Origin of the sequence: Mesorhizobium sp. UC74_2 (assembly GCF_042701485.1) — a bacterium.
Taxonomy (GTDB): domain Bacteria; phylum Pseudomonadota; class Alphaproteobacteria; order Rhizobiales; family Rhizobiaceae; genus Mesorhizobium.
Genome location: NZ_CP170562.1, coordinates 5258500 through 5278190 on the forward strand (window position 1 = coordinate 5258500; position 19691 = coordinate 5278190).

Below are 19691 nucleotides of genomic sequence, written 5' to 3' on the forward strand. Positions count from 1 at the left end.
CGTGAAGCGTTTCAACCTGTCCGACTGGGCACTCGAGCACCGCTCGCTGGTCTGGTATTTCATGCTGGTCTTCATCGTGGCCGGCGTCTTCGCCTACATCAATCTCGGCCGCGAGGAAGATCCCTCCTTCACCATCAAGACGATGCTGATCCAGGCCAACTGGCCGGGCGCCTCGGTGGATGAGCAGGCCAAGCAGGTTACCGACCGCATCGAGAAGAAGCTCGAGGAACTCGACAAGCTGGACTTCACCCGCTCGGTCACCACCGCCGGGCGCACCATCGTCTTCGTCAATCTCAAGGACAACACCAAGGCGCGTGACGTGGTGCCGACCTGGCTGCAGGTCCGCAACATGATCGAGGACATCAAGCCGCAATTCCCGCAAGGCGTGCTCGGACCTTTCTACAACGATCGTTTCGGCGACGTGTTCGGCAACATCTATGCCTTCACCTCCGACGGGCTGTCGCCGCGCCAGCTGCGCGACTATGTCGAGAACGTGCGCGCGGAAGTACTCACGGTCCCGAATGCCGGCAAGGTGGAACTGATCGGCGCGCGCGACGAGGTCATCTATCTCGAATTCTCGACCCGGCAGATCGCCGCACTCGGCCTCAACCAGCAGCAGATCATCGCATCACTGCAGGCGCAGAATGCGATTGCACCTTCCGGTGTCATCCAGTCCGGTCCGGAACAGGTCAGCGTGCGCGTCACCGGCCAGTTCAGCTCCGAGGAAAGCCTGCGCGCCATCAATCTAAGGGTAAACAACCGCTTCTTCCGCCTCAGCGATGTCGCCACGATCACGCGCGGCTACACCGACCCGCCGGCCTCGCTGTTCCGCTTCAACGGCGAGGATGCGATCGGGCTCGCCGTGGGCATGAAGCCGAACGCCAATCTGCTGGATTTCGGCAAGGCGCTCGAACACAAGATGGAAGAGGTGAAAGGCGAGCTGCCGATCGGCGTCGGCGTGCATCTGGTCGCCGACCAGCCGCTGATCGTCGAGGAAGCGGTTTCGGGCTTCACGCGGGCGCTGTTCGAGGCGGTCGCCATCGTGCTCGCCGTCTCCTTCGTCAGCCTGGGCGTGCGCGCCGGCTTCGTGGTCTCGCTGTCGATCCCGCTGGTGCTGGCCATCACCTTCCTGGTCATGACCTATCTCGACATCTCGCTGCAGCGCGTTTCACTGGGAGCGCTGATCATCGCCCTCGGCCTTCTGGTCGACGATGCGATGATCGCGGTGGAGATGATGGTGGCCCGCCTGGAGGCGGGCGATCCGCTCAACAAGGCGGCGACCTATGTCTATACCTCCACCGCCTTCCCGATGCTCACGGGTACGCTGGTGACGGTGGCCGGCTTCATCCCGATCGGCCTCAATTCGAGTGCCGCAGGCGAATACACCTTCACGCTGTTCGTGGTCATCGCTGTATCGCTCCTGATCTCATGGATCGTCGCGGTGCTGTTCGCACCGCTGCTCGGCGTCACATTCCTGCCTGCGACGATGAAGAAGCACGATGACAAGCCAGGCCGTTTCACCACGCTCTTCCAGCGTGTCCTGCTGTGGTCGGTGCGCCGCCGCTGGCTGACCATCATCGCCACGGTCCTGCTTTTCCTGGCCTCGCTCGCCGGCATGACCCTGGTGCAACAGCAATTCTTCCCGGCATCCGACCGGCCGGAGCTGATCGTCGACTGGAACCTGCCGCAGAACAGCTCGATCGCCGAGACGCGCGCGCAGATGGAGCGTTTCGAGAAGATGGCGCTGGTCGGCAACAAGGACGTCGACCATTGGAGTTCCTATGTCGGCCAGAGCGCGGTGCGTTTCGTGCTCGCCTATGACGTGCAGCCATCCAACCCGTATTACGGGCAGACCGTCATCGTCACCAAGGGTGTCGAGGAACGCAACCGCGTGCATGCGGCGATCGACAAGATGCTGCGTGAGGATTTCGTCGGCACCGACACCTTCGTCAAGACGCTGGAGCTCGGGCCGCCGGTCGGCCGGCCGGTGCAGTACCGCGTCAGCGGCCCGGACGTGCAGGTGGTGCGCAGCCTGGCGCAGGATCTCGCCGGCCGCATCTCGGTCAATCCCAAGCTCGCCGCGCCCAATTTCGACTGGAACGAGCCTGAGCGCGTGCTGAAGGTGGATGTGCTGCAGGACAAGGCGCGCCAGCTCGGCATCACCTCGCAGGACATCGCCTCGGCGCTGAACAGCGTGGTCGGCGGCGTCACCATCACCCAGGTGCGCGACTCGACCTATCTGGTCAATGTCGTGGTGCGTTCGCGCGAGGCCGAGCGCAGCTCGCTGGAAACGCTTAAGAACATGCAGTTGCCGACCGGCAGCGGCGAATCCATCCCGCTCGCGGCAGTGGCCAATTTCGACTACACGCTGGAACAGCCGACAATCTGGCGGCGCAGCCGCATCCCGACGCTGACGGTGCGGGCCGGGCTGGTCGGCGGCGCATTGCCGGATACGGTCGTCAACGAACTGAAGCCGACGGTCAATGCCTTCATCGCCGAGCTGCCGGCCGGCTACAACGTCGTCACCGGCGGTTCCGTCGAGGAAAGCGCCAAGAGCCAGGGGCCGATCGCCGCGGTGGTGCCCCTGATGCTGTTCGTCATGGCGACCATCCTGATGATCCAGCTGCAGAGTTTCCAGCGCCTGTTCCTGGTCGTGGCAGTGGCGCCGCTCGGCCTGATCGGCGTGGTCGTGGCACTGGTGTCCTCCAACTCGCCGATGGGCTTTGTGGCCCTGCTCGGCGTGCTGGCGCTGATCGGCATCCTGATCCGCAACTCGGTGATCCTGATCGTGCAGATCGAAGACCTGGTCAGGGAAGGCAAGGACCGCTGGCTGGCGGTGATCGAGGCAAGCGAGCATCGCATGCGACCGATCGCACTCACTGCCGCCGCCGCGTCGCTGGCGCTGATTCCGATCGCGCGCGAAGTGTTCTGGGGACCGATGGCCTATGCGATGATGGGCGGCATCATCGCCGGCACGGCGATCACCCTGCTGTTCCTGCCGGCGCTCTACGTGGCATGGTTCCGGTTGAAGGAGCCGACGAAGGAACAGCCGCTTTCCCCATGACCGGAGACTACGACAAGCGGCGCAAACTGCAGGTCGGTGATTTTACGCCGGGGGAAATCGCATCCGATCTGTCGTGGGTGCCGGATACCGTCTCGCTGGGGTTGTTGCCGCTGACCGCGGCAGCCTATGTGCAGCAATATCTGGCCGATCCGGAAGAATGGTGGTGGACGACGAATAATTATTCGCCGGCTGAGAGCGCCGTCGTGTTGAAACGAACTCTCGCCATCATCAAGCAAGCCCGGCGACCCGACCACGACAAGGCGCTTGGACAGCTGGGCGTTGGCCCGCTCGAGAACATGATGAGCAACGAGCTGCTCGACAGCCTGCAGGGCTGGATGCCTTTCACCCCTGCCATGTGCCACGCGCTGGACCAGACGAGAATGGAATTCGAGCCGCCTGACGTTCAAAGGCGGGCGACTGCAATGATCACTGCTTCAAAGCGTCAGTTCTCGCCGGAACGTGAATGAGCGACCAAGGCTCTCCGCGCGAGCGCGTCAGGCAAGTTTGCCGAGCAGGCGCAGGAACTGCGCGGCTTCTTTCGCCGTCAGCGGCGCCAGCGTCTCCTCGGTAATCGTCCTGGCCAGGGGAATGAGCTCTTCTACGGCGTTGCGCCCCGCTGCCGAGAGCGACACCAGAAGAAGCCGCTTGTCGGTGTCGTGTTTCTGGACCGACACATAACCCCGTGATTTCAGGCGGTCGATGACCCCCTTCACCGTGGCGGCATCCATGGCGATCATCTGGCCAAGCTGGTTCTGGGAGGCCTCGCCCACTTCATGGAGCCTTGCCAGCGCGGCGAATTGCGGCGGCGTCAGATCGGCAATGCGGCTGGCGAAAATCGCGACATGGCGCTGGTGCGCCTTGCGCAGCACGAACCCGATCTGTTCCTGCAGGCGATAGCTGTCGTCGGACTCAACGCCGACCAGTGCCAGAGATGCCTTGGCCGCTGTCATCGCTGGCCGTCCCAGGTCTTGATGTCCCTGGCCTCCAGCCCGCCCATGCGGTTGTGGATGCGCGGACCGCAGGTCATCACCAGGCAGAAAAGGATTTCATCGGACCGCGGACCATCGGCGATGCCGACTTCCATGGCATCGAAATGCGAGCGCACGTAGGAAGCATTGATATGGCCGATCGGCACGTCGAGACGTGCGCCGAAACCGCCGACCTTCTTGGCTGACGGCACGATCGCCTTGGCCTCGCCAAGCCGTTCGCGCATCGCGTAGCCGCCCGGCACATGCCAGAGGGCGCCATGCTCAAGCTCGCCGGCACTGCCGACGATGGCGCCCTTGCCGTAGCCGTCGATGACATGGGCGTCGCCGCCGAGCGCTGCGATCAGCCGGTCCGTCAGGACCAGACCGAGCGGCTTCAGGTCCTCCATCGCGCTTTGCAGGTCTTCCACATAGCGCCCGGCGAAAGGGTTCCTGACCACCGCCATCGCCGCTGCGCGGCGGCGCGGTACATTCACCGCCGGCCCGCCATCATGGACGATTTCCTCGGTGAGCACCGCGATCTTGCGAATGGGGAATTCAGGCATGGACGAGATCCTTGGTTTTGTCGGATGGGCGCAGGCGGCCGCTGCGAGGATCGGGAAAACTCCCGGCGAGAGCGGTGGCCCCGTTGAGAAACAATGCTGCCGCGGCGATCAGCCCGCGCCGCCGATACTCCTCGGCGACGATCAGGCCGGCCTCCAGCGCTTGCGCGGTTTCCCGGGGCGATACCATTGCAACCCCGACCGTCACAAGCCGCGCACCGAGATCGCTGTCGGGGGCAAGTTCGAATGCCGGTTGCCGTTTGACGGCAGAATGGCCAGGCAGGTCGACGGCGTTGGCGATCAGTGTGGCGGCAGCATCGGCCGCCGCTCCGCAGTCGGCAAGCACGGTCACTGCATCGGCAATGCCGAGCGAAAACGATCGGCCACGCCAGCCGCTGGTGGCAACACCGCGCACACCGTCTTCGGCGCGCACGAGAATCCGATCCGCGAAGCCGTATCCGGTTCCGGCAATCGCCAGTTTCATCGACTGGCCAGGGGCCAGGTGCAGTGCGCTGTCGCCGCCATTGTTGACGTAGGCACGATCCAGTTTTCGTCCTGAAGCCATTGCGGCCAGCACTTCATCGGCGACAGAGCCCGCTACAGCCGCCATCGGAGTTATGAAGCGCTCCGCCAACGGCGAGACGGCGGCTTCCATACGTCGCGCGGTCGGCCCCGCGAAGGTACGACGGGCGCCAGAGGCGGGTTGGCGCAACGCCGACAGTTCCTCGACCAGTTCCGGCAGGATGCTCTGGAAACGCGCCACCGCCTGTTCGTAGGCCGCGCGCATTTCAACGGCCTCGCCGAAGGCCTCGACGACCAGATCGATCGGCCCGTGATTCAGATGTAGCCTCCTGCGATCGGCCAGCCAATGTGCCTGAGGCCCGTTCACAGATCAGCTCCGTTACGCCTGAGCTGCGCCAGGGGTGGCCAAGGGTTCGTTTCGGGTGCTCCGGTGCTGCTGCGAGGATTGAGATATTCGCCCCCGCGCGAAAAGATATCGGCAAGGCTGCGGATTTCGGCTTCGTAGCCGCCCAGCCTGAGATAGTCGTCACGCCGCAAGGTGAACTCGATCGGCGCCACCAGCGCCGGTGTCGGCACATAGCCGAACGCACCCTGCGGCACCCGGCTGACATCGACCATCAAGGTGATGCCGCCGCCCGGCCAGACATAGACCGGCGCGCCGCCGACGGTGACGTAGGTCTCCAGCCGCTGCACGGAGCGCGTGAGGTTGACCGGGTTCTCCGTCACGCCTGCCCTGAGGCTGCCGCCGGCACCACCGATGAACAGCACCGTGCACAATGCCGGCTCGCAATTCTCCTCGATGAGCGACACCGATTTGTGCAACCGTTCGGGGAACGGCTTTTCGACCGGCTTCAGCGCTTCATCCAGTTCGTAATAGGCAAACTGCTCACCGGTGGTGGAAACCATCAGCAGCGACAGGCCGGGCCGGGCGCCTTTGCCGGCATTCCAGGGACCGAGGATCGACAGCGGATCATCGATGGCGGTACCGCCCCAGCCAAGGCCGGGTTCCGAGACCTTGAAATAGCGGCCCGGCGTGGAGCGGCGACCGATGATGCGAATGCCGGTGTCCGGCCAGCCGAGCACCTTGCCGGCCTGATGTTCGGAAACCACGCCGGTTATGTGATCGTCCACCACGACGACTTCATCGACAAGCCCGCGCCATTGCGCGGCGAACATGCCGATGGTGGCCGAACCGCAGCCCACCCGCATGCGATGTTCCAGCTTGCCGTCGATCACCGGCGCCTTGCCGGCCTGCACGACGACGGTGGCGCCACCGTCGATGGCAAGCTCGACCGGCTGCTGGTTGCACAGTGCCAGCAAGGCGTCGCAGGTGGCACGCCCTTCCGCCTTGGAGCCGCCGGTGAGGTGATGGACGCCGCCCAGTGACAACATCTGCGAGCCATATTCGCCGGTGGTGACATGGCCGATGGCCTCGCCGCCGGCGCGCACGGTCGCCGTCTCGTCGCCGATATGCCGGTCGGTGTCGATCTTCACCTTGACGCCGCAATAGGAGAAGATGCCCTCGGTCACCACGGTGACGAGATCCACCCCTTCCACGTCCTGGCTGACGATGAAGGGCGCTGGCTTGTAGTCCGGATAGGTGGTGCCGGCGCCGATCGCGGTCACGAAACGCCGGCCTGTGTTGACCAATTCGCCGGACCACGTCTCCCCCTCGGCGACGAAAGGCACCACGGCCTGGCCGGTCTCGGCGGCATGGTCGAGAATGGTCAGCGGATCGAGCCGCACGACGCGGCCTGCGCGGTTGCCATAACGATCACAGGCACCGGTGCGGCCTTCGGCGATGTAGCACATGACCGGGCAGGCATCGCAGCGGATCTTCTCGGCAAGCTGTTTTTCGCCGGGATCGCGCGTGTCGAAACGTTCGGCGAGTTCGCTCATCGGCCCACCTCCCTGATTGCCGACAGGATCCGTGACGGCGTCGCCGGCACTTTCGCCATCATCACGCCGGTGGCATGGCGGATGGCGTTGAGGATGGCCGGTGCCGTCGGAATCAGCGAATGTTCGCCGAGCCCCTTGGCGCCGAAAGGTCCCTCGGGGTCCGGCACCTCGACCAGGATCGTCTCGATCGGAGGCACGTCGCCGATGGTCGGGATGAGATAATCGTGCAGGTTTTCGGTGCGACCGGGGATGTATTCTTCCATCAGCGCCATGCCGATGCCCTGGGCGATGCCGCCTTCGATCTGTCCTTCGGCCAAGATCGGGTTGATCGCCTTGCCGACATCGTGCGCTGCCGTGATCTTGATCAGCCGCACCGTGCCGAGGCGCATGTCGACTTCGAGTTCGGCGAGCTGCGCGCCGTAACCATAGACGGCATAGGGCTTGCCCTGCCCCTTGGCGTCGAGCGCTGAAGTCGGCGGATCATAGGTCTCCTCGGCACGGAAGACGAAGCCGTCATCGTCCGCCGCCAGCGCGGCGAGATCGATGCAGCGCGTGGCATCGCCCTCGTGGATAAACAGCAGGCCGCTTCCGAACGAGAGCGTGGCCGCACCGGAGACATTGGCATAGCGCAGGACGTGCTCGCGCAAGGCGCGCCCTGCCTTTTCGGCGGCCTTGCCGGTGACGAAGGTCTGGCGCGACGCCGACGTCTTGCCCGCGTCCGGAGAAATCGCGGTATCAGCGCCCTTCAATTTCAGCGCTTCCAGCGGAATGCCGAGCGCGTCGGCACAGATCTGGGCAATGACCGTGTTGGAGCCCTGGCCGATATCGACCGCGCCCTGATGGAGAACGACTTCGCCCGTCGGCGCGATGCCCAGCTTGATCGTCGAGGGATTGGGCAGTGAAGTGTTGCCGCAGCCATACCAGCAGGACGCAATGCCGACCCCGCGCCGCAACGCGTGCCTTGCCGCTTCCTCGCCGGCGTTGAAGCTGTCCGCCTCGGCCAGAGCGCGGGTCCAATGTGTCGCGAGTGCCTCGAGACAGGCGCCGATGCCGACGCCGGCTTCAAGCTTCTGGCCGGTCACCGTTTCCGAGCCGTTTCGCAGGCAATTCTTCAGCCGGAATTCCAGACGATCGATGCCGAGCCTGTCGGCCAGCTGATCGTACAGCGCCTCCTGCATGATCGTTGCCTGCGGCACGCCAAAACCGCGGAACGCGCCGGAGATCGGACCGTTGGTATGGATGGCGCGGCCTTCGGCGCGGTAATGCGGTGTCGCATAAGGACCCGAGGCATGCACCGGCACGCGGTTGGCCACCGTCGGCCCCCAGCTGGCATAGGCACCGGTGTTGAAGTCGCCTTCGAACCGCATGGCGCACACCCTGCCGTCGGCCGCCACGCCAACCGTGGCCCGCATGGCAGCGGGGTGGCGCTTGGTCGTCGCCATCATCGATTCCGTGCGGGAGAAGGCAAGCGCGGCCGGACGACCGGTCTTCAAGGCGACCAGACCGATCAACGGCTGCACGGAGATGTCGAGCTTGGCGCCGAACCCGCCGCCGGTCGCCGTCGGCACGATACGCACCTTGTCCGGGGCGAGCCCGAGAACACGCGCGGTATCGTCACGGTCCATGTAGGGCGCCTGCGTGCAGGCAACGACGACCAGCGTGTCGCCATCCATCCAGGCGTAGCCCGCTTCCGGCTCGATATAGGCATGTTCGACATAAGACGTCTCGATCGTTGCCGAGGCGGTGGCGAAGGCTGCCGCCAGAACCTTGTCTGGCTCACCGCGCTCCACGAAGCCTTTCGTCAGCAGATTGCCGGCACGATCCGGGTGGATGGCGGGGACATCTCCGGCCTGGGCTTCGTCTGCCGAGAGCAGATGCCGCGACTGCACCCACGTAACCGGGAAATCCGTGAGATCGAGATCAGCGGCGACAACCCGCTCGGCGGCAACCAGAGCCACCGCTTCTCCGCGAAAACGGACAATACCGTCCGCCAGCGCGGGCTGGTCGGCAAAGGTCGGAATGACGCCGAACAGGTTCCGGCCCGGAATGTCGGCTGCCGTGAATACACCGGCGACGCCGGGATGCGCTGCCTGCCAGGCTGCGAGATCGCCGAACGCAAACCGAGCGTGATGATGCGGCGAGCGCACGACCAGAACGGCCAGGGCATCTTCAGGGAAAGAGTCGGCACCGAACTTCTCGGCGCCTGTGACCTTCGGCACGCCATCCAGCCGCACCGGCGAGGATCCCACCGCCTTGCCCGCGACCGGCAGCCGCAAATCGAGATCAATGCCGCCGTGCTGCCCGGCCGGATCGCTGCCGGCGACATCCAGCACCGCGGCAATGATCTTGCGATAGCCGGTGCAGCGGCAGAGGATTCCGCCCAAAGCGTCGCGCACCTCCGCTTCGCAGGGATGCGGGTTGTTCTCCAGCAGCGCGGTCGCGGTCACCAGGAGGCCTGGCGTGCAGATGCCGCATTGCGCGGCACCGTGTTTGAGAAACGACGCTTGCAGCATGGACAGCCGGCCATTGGCCAGTCCTTCGACGGTTGTGACACTGGCTCCATCGACGGATGCGACCGGCGTCAGGCAGGCGCAGACCGGCTCGCCATCGACAAGCACGGTGCAGGCCCCGCAATCCCCGGCATCGCAGCCAACCTTGGTTCCGGTGAGCTGCAGTTCGTCGCGCAGGACCGATGAAAGCCGGCTGACAGGCGAGACCGTGACGGAGGCCCGGGCGGCATTGACCTGGAAGCTCATCTCTCCGCGCGGCATGTTCATGCCGCAACCTCCGCGGGCGGTCGGCGGGTCGCTGCCTGGACAGCGCGGGCAACGATTTCACGGGCGGCATCCAGGCGGTAAGCCGCAGAGCCACGCACGTCGTCGATCGGCACAAGTTGCGGCATCGCCGCGGTCTCGACGATGTCGCCGAGCGGACCATCGAGCCTCTGGCCGACAAGCGCCTGTTCGAGATGGGGCAGGCGTGTGGCGACAGCAGAGCAGGCGCCGACGGCGATTGCCGCATGCCGGATGATCCTGTCTTCGACGGTCAGCCGGATCGCCGCCATGGCAATCGAGATCACCAGATACCGCCGTGCGCCGAGCTTTACGAAAGCCGAACTCCCGGCCGCACTGGCCCTGGGCACACGGACAGCGGTCACCAGCTCATCCGGCCTGCGCGCGGTGCGGCGATTGCCAAGGATGAAATCGGCAAGCGGCAGATAGCGGGTCCCGCCGGTCGAGCGCAGTTCCACCTCGGCATCCAGCACCAGCAGCGCGGGTACGCCGTCCGCGGCGGGCGACGCGTTGCAGAGATTGCCGGCAACCGACGCGACATTCTGGATCTGCGGCGAGCCGACTTCGCGCGCGGCCTGTTTCAGCCCGTCGAAGGCGGAAGGCAGAGGCTGGCGGATGATGTCCGTCCAGGTCGTGCGGGCGCCGATCGACCAGTGTGTATCTTCCTCGACAACGCCGCGCAGCGTGCCGATGCCGTTTATGTCGAGGATGTTCTCGCGAATGGGCCGGCTGCCCTGGGCGGGGTAGAAGTCGGTGCCGCCGGCAAGCACGCGCCACGATGTTTCGTCGAGCAGCGTGAGCGCTTCGTCGAGTGTGGCGGGTTTCGCGTAACGGATCACGCCTGCCTTCCCGGTTCCTCCCGAAGGAGGTTTTCTCCCCTGACGATCAACCGGTGCATCGCCGGCAAATTCATTCGTATGCAAATGATATCAGTCGCACCGGCTTTGTCAAAGCGGACGGCGTTTCCGGGCCGACTTCGGCAGTCTCGCGCTTTAGAAGGTTGACGCGGGCGACCATCTGATTGAGGTTCTCCCCCCGGTCGTCCAGGATGTGTCCTCAACACACCCGAGGCGACCGTCTCCAGTAAGCCGAAAGGGAACGCGATGGCCGACGAAGCACTGATCGTTGTCGATTTGCAGAACGATTTCTGCCCGGGCGGCGCGCTTGCCGTGACCGGCGGCGACGAGATCGTGCCGCTGGTCAACGACCTGATCCGCAACGCCGAGCACGTGGTGATGACGCAGGACTGGCATCCGGCCGGTCATTCCAGCTTTGCATCGAGCCATCCAGGCAAGCAGCCTTTCGAGCTGATCGAGATGCCCTATGGCCCGCAGACCCTGTGGCCGGATCACTGCATCCAGGGCAGCCTCGGCTCCGATTTCCATTCCGGGCTTGCCTGGAGCAAAGCCGAATTGATCATCCGCAAAGGCTTTCGCCCAGGGATCGACAGCTATTCGGCATTCTTCGAAAACGATCACACGACGCCGACCGGCCTTGCCGGCTACCTGCGTGAGCGCGGCATCGGCGCCATCACACTGGTCGGTCTGGCAACGGATTTCTGCGTAGCTTTTTCGGCACTCGACGCCATCCGCCAGGGTTTCGCGACGACGGTGCGTCTGGATGCCTGCCGGGGCATCGATCTGAATGGCTCGCTCGACGCGATGCTGGGCCGTATGCGCGACGCCGGCGTGGTGCTGGCTTAAGTATGTTGGGGCGTGGTCCTTTCCGAGAACCGGCTCCGGCTTTCCGGGATCACGCTTTGGGCATTTGAGGGGCAGAGTGCATTTCAGGAAATTTCTGACGGCCATTGCGTTGCTTTGCGGGAGCGCGGTTCCCGCTTTCGCTTCGGAGGGATTGCCCGGCGCGACCATGCCGCTCTGGTGGGCACTGCCCTTTGCCGGGCTGCTGCTGTCGATCGCCAGCGGCCCGCTGCTGTTTCCACACCTCTGGGAACACCACTACGGCAAGATCGCGGCAGGCTGGGCCGCGCTGGTTGTCGGCCCGCTGGCGCTGGCTTTCGGGGTCGACCTTTCTCTCGGCGCCGTCCTGCACGCGCTGCTCACCGAATACATGTCGTTCATCATCCTGCTGTTCGCCCTGTTCACCATCGCGGGCGGCATTCTCGTTGCCGGCAACATCCACGGCACGCCGTGGACGAATGCCGGCCTGCTGCTGCTCGGAGCGATCCTTGCCTCGGTGGTCGGCACCACCGGCGCCTCGATGATCATGATCCGGCCCGTCATCCGCGCCAACGACAACCGGCCGTTCAATGCGCACGTCGTCGTCTTCTTCATCTTCCTGGTGTCCAACATCGGTGGTTCGCTGACGCCGCTCGGCGACCCGCCACTGTTCGTCGGCTTCCTGCGCGGCGTCGACTTCTTCTGGACGACGGCGAACCTGTGGCGCGAAACGCTGTTCGTCACCGCCCTGGTGCTGGCTGCATTCCTGGTGCTGGACTTCGTGCTGCACCGGCGCGAGGCCGGCCAGCCGAAGATCAAGGACCCGACGCCGGATTCCAGGGTGCGCCTGCGTGGCCTGCCGAACCTGCCGCTGCTTGTGGGTGTGATCGCCGCGATCCTCATCTCGGCGTCATGGAAGCCCGGCATCGAGATCCCTGTGTTCGGCGTGAAGCTGGAATTGCAGAATCTGGTGCGCGACGCGATCATCCTGGCGCTCGCCTTCGTCTCGCTGGCGGTGTCGCGCAGCGAATACCGCAAGGCAAATGGCTTTGCCGGGGCCCGATCGCCGAGGTGGCAAAACTCTTTGCCGCGATCTTCATCTGCATCGTGCCGGTGATCGCGATCCTGAAGGCCGGCACGGATGGCGCCCTGGCGCCCCTGGTTGCCCTGGTGACGGCGGCTGACGGAACGCCCAACGATCTCGCCTATTTCTGGTTGACCGGTGCGCTGTCCTCGTTCCTCGACAATGCGCCGACCTATCTCGTCTTCTTCGAACTGGCCGGCGGCAACGCGCGCCACCTGATGACGGAGCTCGCGACGACGCTCGCCGCGATCTCGGCGGGTGCCGTCTTCATGGGAGCCAACACCTATATCGGCAACGCACCCAATTTCATGGTCTATGCCATTGCGCGTCATCAAGGCGTCAGGATGCCGGGATTCTTCGGCTATATGTTATGGTCGGGGGCAGTGCTGATCCCGACTTTCCTCATCGCCGGATTTGTCTTCTTCCGGTGAAGGCCTTAGAGCGCACTGGGCGACATTGTCACGTCGCCTCAAACCTATAGAAAGAACGGCGAAAGGATAACCGATGACGCCAAAAGCCGTTTTCTGGGACATGGATGGAACGCTCGTCGACAGCGAGCCGCTGCACGATGCCGCCCTGGTCTCGGCCATGCGCAGCGTCGGCCTTGAGGCGCCTGCCGATCTGCATGAGCGTGTGCTCGGCAAGACCGCCGCTTTCGTCTACGACATGATGCGCGATGAATTCGGCCTGACGCTGCCGTTCGATGAATGGATCGCGCTTAAGTATGATTATTATATGGCCAATGTCGCCGGCCTGCAGCCGCGACCGGGCGCAATCGAAATCTATCAGGAGCTGCGGGCGCTCGGCGTGCCTCAGGCAGTGGTTTCGAATTCCGACCGGCTGATCGTCGACGCCAATCTCGGCGCGGTCGGTCTTTCGCATGCCGGCATGAAGACGGTGAGCCGCAATGACGTGCGTGAAGGCAAACCGCATCCCGAGCCATTCCTGCGCGCGGCCTGGCTGTTCGGTGTCGACCCCGGCGAGGCGGTCGCGATCGACGACAGTGTCACGGGTGCGATGTCCGGCCTGGCCGCCGGCATGAAGACGATCTTCTGGCCGGAGAGGCCGATGCCAGGCCCTGACGGCGCGGTCGTCATCGACACCGCGGACGAACTGCGCGCCGAACTCGGGCTTTAGAACGATCCCGGCAGAGCCGGGACGTATCCGTCAGCTGCGATAGACGGGTTCCTGCTCGTCGAGGATCGCCTTCAACTCGGCCAGATGCCGTTCCGCCTGGCCGGGATAGTCGTCCATCTCCGATGCCGTCTTTTCGGCGATCTCGTCCGAGAGCACGCGCAGCGGCCGGCCGGTCCACAGAGCCTTGATGTAGGTTTCGGCCGCGCGCTCGAAATAGAACATGCGGTTGAAGGCGTCCGCCACGCTGTCGCCGATGACCAGCACGCCGTGATTGCCCATGATCATCACCTTGTGCCTGGGATTGGCCAGCAGCTGCGAACAGCGCTCGCCCTCCTCCTCGAAGGCAAGCCCGCCATAGTGCCCGTCGACGACGGTGCGATTGAAGAAGGCAGCCGAATTCTGGTCGATCGGCGGCAAGGTGGAGTCGGCCAGCGATGCCAGCACGGTGGCATGGATCGAATGCACATGCATGACGCAGCGTGCGTGCGCGACATTGCGATGGATGGCGCCATGCAGGCCCCAGGCGGTCGGATCCGGCGCATTGGGGCCCTTCAGGGTCTCCGGGTCGTTGGCGTCGATCAGGATGAGGTCGCTCGCCTTGACGCGCGAGAAGTGCACCTGGTTCGGGTTCATCAGGAAGCGCGTGCCGTCCTCGTTCACTGCCAATGAGAAATGATTGGCCACCGCTTCGTGCATGTTGAGGCGCGCGGTCCAACGGAAGGCGCAGGCGAGATCGACCCGCTCGTCGTAGAAAGGCAGGTTGCTCAGCGGTTCCTTCTGCAGGCGTGCCAGGGTCATGGTCTTCTCCTCGATTTCAAGAGGAGCATGACGCGCGCCTGACGTCACGGCAACCGGAAACGGCTGATCCAGATTTTACGTCGGGAACTGCGAGACTCCCAGGAGCACGAAGCCGGCACCGATCAGCAGGCAGAGCGGCGAATAGAAGCTCCGGTCAAGCCGCGCGAACGGCTGCTCCGGCGTCTGATGTCGCCACCACGGCGTGAAGCCGAGCACACCACGACCAAGGAAAACCAGCGCGATCATCACCGATGTGGCAGCAAGGCCCTGCTGCGGAAACGGCGTCGCGAAAACGCCCATGAGCGCCAGCGGCCACAGGGTCGCCAGAACCAGGCAGGCCGCAACGGCGAAACAGGCGAAGGTCGAAGGCATCTCGGTGACGCCGCGCGTTCCGACGACAGCCCGGGCGCAGGAGGCGGCATCATGGCCGGGCCAGATACCGCCGATACCCCAATAGACGTGCAGCGAGGTGATCACGAGCAGGATTGCGGAAAGCGCGAAGGCAAGGACGATCATGAACAGTGTGCTCGAATGGGGCGATGAACTGAGCCGGCTGGCTATTGCGGGCCGCAAACGGCTTGCGACCGCGTCCGGGCCGGCCGCCCCAGCACGCGATCCATGTAGGCGTTGACGCTGTCGGACGCGATCGGGAACTTGCCGGCGCGCGCCCAGGCGCCCATGTCGCCCAGCAGCACGTCGACTGCTGAAAACCGATCGCCCAGCGCGAATTGTTTTTCACCCAGGCGACGGTCCAGCGCCTTCACCTCCGAGGCAAAATCATACGCCGCGGCCGGTCCGACATCGACACGTACCTCGCTTGGCAGGATGAAGCGGTGGCGCAGCTTGTTCCACAGCGGCGCCTCGAACTCCGACTGCGCGAAATGCATCCAGGAATCCATCTCGGCGCGTCCGGCTACGCCCGCATTGGCGCCCATGCCCTTGTCTGCATGCTTGTCGGCCAGATAGACACAGATCGCTGCGGAGTCGGTAACGGTCAGACCGTCGTCGACCAGGATCGGCACCTTGCCAGACGGGTTCAGCGCATAGGCCTCCGACGAGCGCAGTTTCACCGGAACGAACTCATAGGGTTCGCCAAGCTCTTCAAGCATCCACGTCACGCGGGAAACCCGCGATCCGCGCGATCCGACAGCCTTGTACATGCCGCTACCTCCGTGCATCGCGTTTCTAGACCATCGTGATCATCTACCCAAGCAGGCTCAAACGATGGTGTCGAAGAGCCGCAGGATCCACCAGGCCTGATAGATCATTGTGAAGATGATGAAAGCGATGTGGAAGCGCCGGCTCGTCGTATAGATGGCGATACCGCAAAGGATGACGAACAGCGGCGTGCGGATCAGGTATTCGTGGCCGAACCGCGCGAAATGCGCCTCGCCCTTCAGCAGAGTGTCGACGACATCGAGCAGGTAGGTCGCCGCCAGCAGGCCGAAAAACCAGTTCCGGCGCGCAAAGAAGTAATCCTCGTAACTTTTGTAATCCTGCATCGAATCGGGAAACAGAAAGGCGCACAGCAGATAGAGCGTCACCGAATAGCTGATGATGAAGAGATATTTGCCGAAGGTCCAATTGGCGACTTCAAAGAGGCCGAACTGCCACCACCAGAAATGCACCAGCGTCAGCAGCAGCGAGGCGACCCAGGCCAGATGCACCGGATAGAGCTTGTAGGCCTTGGGATGCTGGATGATACGGGCAACCCCGGACAAAAGCCGCGTCACGCCGAGACCGATCACCATGCCCATGACGATGCGCAGATGTGGGAAAACGTCATGCGCCTGGGATAAAGGCTGCTCCATCACGGTTCACCCTCTGCAGCGCGTCAACGGTCGCGCCCGTTGAACTTCTGCGGCGTCAGTGCGTCGGGTTCGACCCCTTCGAGGCAGCGTGCATTGATGGCAACCGATGCCGTACCGTCTGGCTTGGTTCCGCGGGCGAAGGATTCGATGCCGCAGACCCGGCAGAACAGATGATGGATGACATGCTTGTTGAAGAGGTAATCGGTCAGCACATCCTCACCCGAAAGCAGGGTGAAATTTCTGCAGGGGCGAAAGTCAGGATACTGCCCAACCTGCCGCAGCGTGAACAGTTGCAGGATACCGTGTGGTCGAGGTCGACTGTCGCCTCATATGTCACGGCGCCGCAGTGACAGCTGCCATGGTACGTCTTCATCGCCATGTGAAATCCCTCGCGTTTGTCCGTCCTTGGTTTCGTCAGTCGCAGCTTCTTCGCAAACCGTGGAGCGCTTATGCCGAATCTGCTCAGGCGGCGTCGGCGCGCGGCGCACAGCCTTCGGCTTTGAACACGCGCCTGGTCGATGCCGGGTATTTCTGCAGGAGTGCCGCAGGCCGGATCGGCCGCGCCGAGAAATTGCCGCCGCAGTTCGGGCAGACACCCCTCAGCACCGACTCGACGCAATCCGCGCAGAAGGTGCATTCGAAGGTGCAGATCATCGCGTCGGTGGCATCGGGCGGCAGATTCTTGTCGCAGCATTCGCATCCGGGGCGCAGTTCGAGCATTTCGTTCTCCCATTCGTCGGATATCGGCGACTGAAGCCAGTCTTTCCCCTTTGTCGTGGAAAGTTAGCGATCCCGCAAGTTAAGTATCGAGCAGCTTTGTCCATAACGGTTGTTGCCTCGCCGGGTTTCGGTTCCTATAGAGGAGGCGGCCTTGATGCCGCCACAACGGGCGGCTCTACGCGTCATGCATCCGTCAGGAGCAACGAGAACAGGGGCGTCGAGACGCCTCCCAGGCACGAAATGCGGATTTGGGGGAAGGACTTCGAATGGCTGACGAATTGGCAAACGAGATCATCGCTAAGATCAAGGCTCATGCCGAGCCTGGTGGCGAGGAGATCACGACCAATACCGAGCTGACGGCACTCGGCATCCATTCGCTCGAGCTTACCGAAATCATCTTCGATCTCGAGGAAGCCTATAACATCGAAATCGAGATGAACACGGTCGATGCCTGGAGCAACCTCAAGAATGTCGGTGACATGGTTGAGGCCGTTCGCGCGCTGATTGCGAAGAAAGCCTGACCGAGGCTCCATGCGTACACGCGTCGTTATTACCGGTATCGGCGGCATCTGCGGGCTTGGCTCCGATGCCATCTCCATCTGGAACGAGATGAAGGCAGGCCGCCCGGCGATCGGGCAGGTGGTCGGCGCGGATCTGCATCAGCTGAAGGTGCAGGTCGGCAGCGAGATCAGGACGCTTCCGGAACATGGCCTGGAGCGCAAGCGGCTGGTCACGCTCGACCGCTTCAGCCTTCTTGCGATCATCGCCGCCAGCGAAGCCATGCAGCAGTCTGGCCTCACCGTCGGTGCCGAGAACACCTATCGCATCGGCGCAACCGTCGGCGTCGGCGTCTGCGGCTGGGAAACGGTCGAGGAAAATTACCGAGCGCTGCTGCTGAATGGCCGAAGCAGAGCCGATATCTTTTCCGTGCCCAAGGTCATGCCGGGTGCGGCAGCTGGCCAGATCAGCATGCAATTCGGCCTGCGCGGTCCCGTCTTCGGTGTCACCTCGGCCTGCGCTTCCGCCAACCATGCCATTGCCTCGGCCGTCGATCAGATCCGGCTCGGCAGGGCGGACGTCATGCTGGCCGGAGGCGCGGATGCTCCGCTGGTGTGGGGTATCATGAAGGCCTGGGAAGCCTTGCGTGTCCTTTCCCCAGACACATGCCGTCCGTTCTCCGCTGACCGGCAAGGGCTGGTGATGGGCGAAGGCGCCGGCATGGCCGTGCTGGAAAGCTATGAACATGCCATGGCGCGGGGCGCGACCATCCTCGGCGAGATCGCCGGCGTCGGCATTTCGGCGGATGCGTCGGATATCGTCGCGCCGACGGTCGAGGGCCCCGAGGCGGCCATGCGCTTCTGTCTCGCCGATGCTGGTTTCAATCCGGAAGACGTCGATTATCTCAACGCACACGGCACAGGCACCAAGGCCAACGACCAGATCGAGACCGCCGCGATCAAGCGCGCCTTCGGCGATCACGCCTACAAGCTCTCCGTATCGTCGACCAAGTCGATGCACGGCCATGCGCTGGGTGCATCCGGAGCGCTGGAGATGATCGCCTGCGTCATGGCCATCCGTGACGGTATCGTGCCGCCGACAGCCAACTATCGCGAAGCGGATCCGGACTGCGATCTCGACATCACGCCGAATGTTGCGAAGGAACGCCCTGTTCGCGCGGCGCTGAGCAACGCCTTCGCCTTTGGCGGCACCAACGCCGTGCTGGCGTTCAAGGCGGTTTGATCCTGGAGCGTTTCCGTTTTCCGCGGGGATGCTCCAGCTCCTTGTTTTCATACAATTCCGAACGCAAAACGGTTGCGGATTTCACTGAAATGCTCTGGCGCCTCTTGAATGCGGCGCAGGCAGGTCTAATTTTTGCACACCCACCCAGGCGGGGCGTTCGCGCCGCACTTTCCCCGAGGCAACAATGACCGATCTTTCCGCCTTCCCGATCAATGCGCGCTGGCCTGCACAACACCCTGACCGTCTGCAGCTTTATTCGACGGCAACGCCCAATGGCGTGAAGGTGTCGATCATGCTGGAAGAGATCGGCCTGTCTTACGAGCCGCATTACGTGAATATCGGCCAGGATGAGAGCTGGACTCCCGAATTCCTGTCGCTCAACCCGAACGGCAAGATTCCCGCGATCATCGATCCCAATGGCCCGGACGGCAAGCCGCTGCCGCTGTTCGAATCCGGTGCCATCCTGATTTATCTGGCCGAGAAGACCGGCAAGCTGCTGCCGGACGATGCGGCGCTGCGCTACGAAACCATCCAGTGGGTGTTCTTCCAGATGGCATCCGTCGGCCCGATGTTCGGCCAGCTCGGTTTCTTCCACAAATTCGCCGGCCGCGAGATTTCGGACAAGCGCCCGCTCGAGCGTTACCGCAACGAATCGCGTCGCCTGCTTGGCGTGCTTGAGAAGCGCCTCGAAGGTCGCAAATGGATCATGGGCGACGACTACACCATTGCCGATATTTCGCTGCTGGGCTGGGTGCGCAACCTCATCGGCTTTTATGAAGCCGGCGAACTGGTCGGCTTCGCCGATTTCAGCAATGTCGCGGCCTGGCTGGAGCGTGGCCTGGCTCGGCCTGCCGTCCAGCGCGGCCTCAACATCCCGGCCAAGCCCTGACGCTCCAGGGCAATCCCGGGAAAGTGCG

18 protein-coding genes and 2 pseudogenes are annotated in these 19691 nt (G+C 63.7%); 8 read left to right on the top strand and 12 right to left on the bottom strand.

The features are described 5' to 3' along the window. Position 1: 1 nt before the first annotated feature. Together ACFJIU_RS25580 and ACFJIU_RS25585 are read left to right on the top strand one after the other, a co-directional pair. Positions 2 to 3064, top strand: a complete 3063-nt coding sequence (locus ACFJIU_RS25580) for an efflux RND transporter permease subunit (RefSeq protein WP_379064701.1) — start codon at positions 2 to 4, stop codon at positions 3062 to 3064. Next, a complete protein-coding gene (locus ACFJIU_RS25585) occupies positions 3061 to 3531 on the top strand; it encodes a hypothetical protein (protein ID WP_379064703.1) in 471 nt (156 codons plus the stop codon). Before ACFJIU_RS25580 ends, ACFJIU_RS25585 begins: the two co-directional genes overlap by 4 nt. Positions 3532 to 3558: 27 nt before the next feature. On the opposite strand, the gene ACFJIU_RS25590 is transcribed toward ACFJIU_RS25585, so the two are convergent. From ACFJIU_RS25590 to ACFJIU_RS25615, 6 genes are read right to left on the bottom strand one after another with little or no spacing between them, the layout of a single operon-like run. Continuing rightward, a complete protein-coding gene (locus ACFJIU_RS25590; RefSeq protein WP_379064705.1) occupies positions 3559 to 4014 on the bottom strand; it encodes a MarR family winged helix-turn-helix transcriptional regulator in 456 nt (151 codons plus the stop codon). Then, complete coding sequence (locus ACFJIU_RS25595; RefSeq protein WP_379064707.1) at positions 4011 to 4595, bottom strand: amino acid synthesis family protein; 585 nt, start codon at positions 4593 to 4595, stop codon at positions 4011 to 4013. The genes ACFJIU_RS25590 and ACFJIU_RS25595 overlap by 4 nt, the downstream gene beginning before the upstream one ends. Continuing rightward, complete coding sequence (locus tag ACFJIU_RS25600; protein ID WP_379064709.1) at positions 4588 to 5481, bottom strand: UPF0280 family protein; 894 nt, start codon at positions 5479 to 5481, stop codon at positions 4588 to 4590. The genes ACFJIU_RS25595 and ACFJIU_RS25600 overlap by 8 nt, the downstream gene beginning before the upstream one ends. Then, positions 5478 to 7013, bottom strand: coding sequence for a 6-hydroxynicotinate reductase (locus ACFJIU_RS25605; protein ID WP_379064711.1), 1536 nt, complete (start codon positions 7011 to 7013; stop codon positions 5478 to 5480). Before ACFJIU_RS25605 ends, ACFJIU_RS25600 begins: the two co-directional genes overlap by 4 nt. Next, positions 7010 to 9790, bottom strand: a complete 2781-nt coding sequence (locus ACFJIU_RS25610; RefSeq protein WP_379064713.1) for a molybdopterin-dependent oxidoreductase — start codon at positions 9788 to 9790, stop codon at positions 7010 to 7012. The genes ACFJIU_RS25605 and ACFJIU_RS25610 overlap by 4 nt, the downstream gene beginning before the upstream one ends. Beyond that, on the bottom strand, positions 9787 to 10644 hold the full coding sequence (locus ACFJIU_RS25615; protein ID WP_379064715.1) for an FAD binding domain-containing protein: 858 nt from the start codon (positions 10642 to 10644) through the stop codon (positions 9787 to 9789). The genes ACFJIU_RS25610 and ACFJIU_RS25615 overlap by 4 nt, the downstream gene beginning before the upstream one ends. A gap of 264 nt (positions 10645 to 10908) precedes the next feature. Here ACFJIU_RS25615 and pncA point away from each other — a divergent pair, with 264 nt between their 5' ends. The 3 genes and pseudogenes from pncA (at position 10909) to ACFJIU_RS25630 (ending at position 13705) form a co-directional block, all read left to right on the top strand. After that, entirely contained in the window at positions 10909 to 11508 is a 600-nt protein-coding gene (gene pncA / locus ACFJIU_RS25620; RefSeq protein ID WP_379064717.1) for a bifunctional nicotinamidase/pyrazinamidase, read from the top strand. Positions 11509 to 11602: 94 nt separating this feature from the next. After that, positions 11603 to 12999 (top strand): annotated as a pseudogene (locus ACFJIU_RS25625) (sodium:proton antiporter). A gap of 73 nt (positions 13000 to 13072) precedes the next feature. Beyond that, positions 13073 to 13705: an HAD family hydrolase gene (locus ACFJIU_RS25630; protein ID WP_379064719.1), complete on the top strand. Its 633-nt coding sequence runs from the start codon at positions 13073 to 13075 to the stop codon at positions 13703 to 13705. Positions 13706 to 13735: 30 nt separating this feature from the next. Here ACFJIU_RS25630 and ACFJIU_RS25635 read toward each other — a convergent pair whose 3' ends face one another. From ACFJIU_RS25635 to ACFJIU_RS25660, 6 genes and pseudogenes are all read right to left on the bottom strand, one after another. Next, complete coding sequence (locus ACFJIU_RS25635; RefSeq protein ID WP_379064721.1) at positions 13736 to 14503, bottom strand: class II aldolase and adducin N-terminal domain-containing protein; 768 nt, start codon at positions 14501 to 14503, stop codon at positions 13736 to 13738. A gap of 75 nt (positions 14504 to 14578) precedes the next feature. After that, entirely contained in the window at positions 14579 to 15019 is a 441-nt protein-coding gene (locus ACFJIU_RS25640; protein ID WP_379064723.1) for a DUF3995 domain-containing protein, read from the bottom strand. 41 nt (positions 15020 to 15060) lie between these two features. After that, on the bottom strand, positions 15061 to 15663 hold the full coding sequence (locus ACFJIU_RS25645; RefSeq protein ID WP_379064725.1) for a glutathione S-transferase family protein: 603 nt from the start codon (positions 15661 to 15663) through the stop codon (positions 15061 to 15063). 57 nt (positions 15664 to 15720) lie between these two features. Then, entirely contained in the window at positions 15721 to 16314 is a 594-nt protein-coding gene (locus tag ACFJIU_RS25650; RefSeq protein WP_379064727.1) for a hypothetical protein, read from the bottom strand. Between the two features lie 23 nt (positions 16315 to 16337). After that, positions 16338 to 16693 (bottom strand): annotated as a pseudogene (locus tag ACFJIU_RS25655) (GFA family protein). 83 nt (positions 16694 to 16776) lie between these two features. Next, positions 16777 to 17034 (bottom strand): DUF1272 domain-containing protein, encoded by a 258-nt coding sequence (locus ACFJIU_RS25660; protein ID WP_379064729.1) that lies wholly within the window; start codon positions 17032 to 17034, stop codon positions 16777 to 16779. 266 nt (positions 17035 to 17300) lie between these two features. Here ACFJIU_RS25660 and ACFJIU_RS25665 point away from each other — a divergent pair, with 266 nt between their 5' ends. From ACFJIU_RS25665 to ACFJIU_RS25675, 3 genes are all read left to right on the top strand, one after another. Continuing rightward, positions 17301 to 17555, top strand: a complete 255-nt coding sequence (locus ACFJIU_RS25665; RefSeq protein WP_326894184.1) for an acyl carrier protein — start codon at positions 17301 to 17303, stop codon at positions 17553 to 17555. A gap of 10 nt (positions 17556 to 17565) precedes the next feature. Next, the gene (locus ACFJIU_RS25670) at positions 17566 to 18774 is read left to right on the top strand and encodes a beta-ketoacyl-[acyl-carrier-protein] synthase family protein (protein ID WP_379064731.1); all 1209 of its coding nucleotides are present in this window, start codon (positions 17566 to 17568) and stop codon (positions 18772 to 18774) included. A 184-nt stretch (positions 18775 to 18958) separates the two neighbouring features. After that, positions 18959 to 19663 (top strand): glutathione binding-like protein, encoded by a 705-nt coding sequence (locus ACFJIU_RS25675; protein ID WP_379064733.1) that lies wholly within the window; start codon positions 18959 to 18961, stop codon positions 19661 to 19663. Positions 19664 to 19691 lie beyond the last annotated feature (28 nt).

Bases quoted from the DNA above. Each gene is read 5' to 3' on its own strand.
- ACFJIU_RS25585 (WP_379064703.1), top strand. From the start codon at position 3,061: ATGACCGGAGACTACGACAAGCGGCGCAAACTGCAGGTCGGTGATTTT.
- ACFJIU_RS25590 (WP_379064705.1), bottom strand. From the start codon at position 4,014: ATGACAGCGGCCAAGGCATCTCTGGCACTGGTCGGCGTTGAGTCCGAC.
- ACFJIU_RS25595 (WP_379064707.1), bottom strand. From the start codon at position 4,595: ATGCCTGAATTCCCCATTCGCAAGATCGCGGTGCTCACCGAGGAAATC.
- ACFJIU_RS25605 (WP_379064711.1), bottom strand. From the start codon at position 7,013: ATGAGCGAACTCGCCGAACGTTTCGACACGCGCGATCCCGGCGAAAAA.
- ACFJIU_RS25610 (WP_379064713.1), bottom strand. From the start codon at position 9,790: ATGAACATGCCGCGCGGAGAGATGAGCTTCCAGGTCAATGCCGCCCGG.
- pncA (WP_379064717.1), top strand. From the start codon at position 10,909: ATGGCCGACGAAGCACTGATCGTTGTCGATTTGCAGAACGATTTCTGC.
- ACFJIU_RS25630 (WP_379064719.1), top strand. From the start codon at position 13,073: ATGACGCCAAAAGCCGTTTTCTGGGACATGGATGGAACGCTCGTCGAC.
- ACFJIU_RS25635 (WP_379064721.1), bottom strand. From the start codon at position 14,503: ATGACCCTGGCACGCCTGCAGAAGGAACCGCTGAGCAACCTGCCTTTC.
- ACFJIU_RS25640 (WP_379064723.1), bottom strand. From the start codon at position 15,019: ATGATCGTCCTTGCCTTCGCGCTTTCCGCAATCCTGCTCGTGATCACC.
- ACFJIU_RS25645 (WP_379064725.1), bottom strand. From the start codon at position 15,663: ATGTACAAGGCTGTCGGATCGCGCGGATCGCGGGTTTCCCGCGTGACG.
- ACFJIU_RS25650 (WP_379064727.1), bottom strand. From the start codon at position 16,314: ATGGAGCAGCCTTTATCCCAGGCGCATGACGTTTTCCCACATCTGCGC.
- ACFJIU_RS25660 (WP_379064729.1), bottom strand. From the start codon at position 17,034: ATGCTCGAACTGCGCCCCGGATGCGAATGCTGCGACAAGAATCTGCCG.
- ACFJIU_RS25665 (WP_326894184.1), top strand. From the start codon at position 17,301: ATGGCTGACGAATTGGCAAACGAGATCATCGCTAAGATCAAGGCTCAT.
- ACFJIU_RS25670 (WP_379064731.1), top strand. From the start codon at position 17,566: ATGCGTACACGCGTCGTTATTACCGGTATCGGCGGCATCTGCGGGCTT.
- ACFJIU_RS25675 (WP_379064733.1), top strand. From the start codon at position 18,959: ATGACCGATCTTTCCGCCTTCCCGATCAATGCGCGCTGGCCTGCACAA.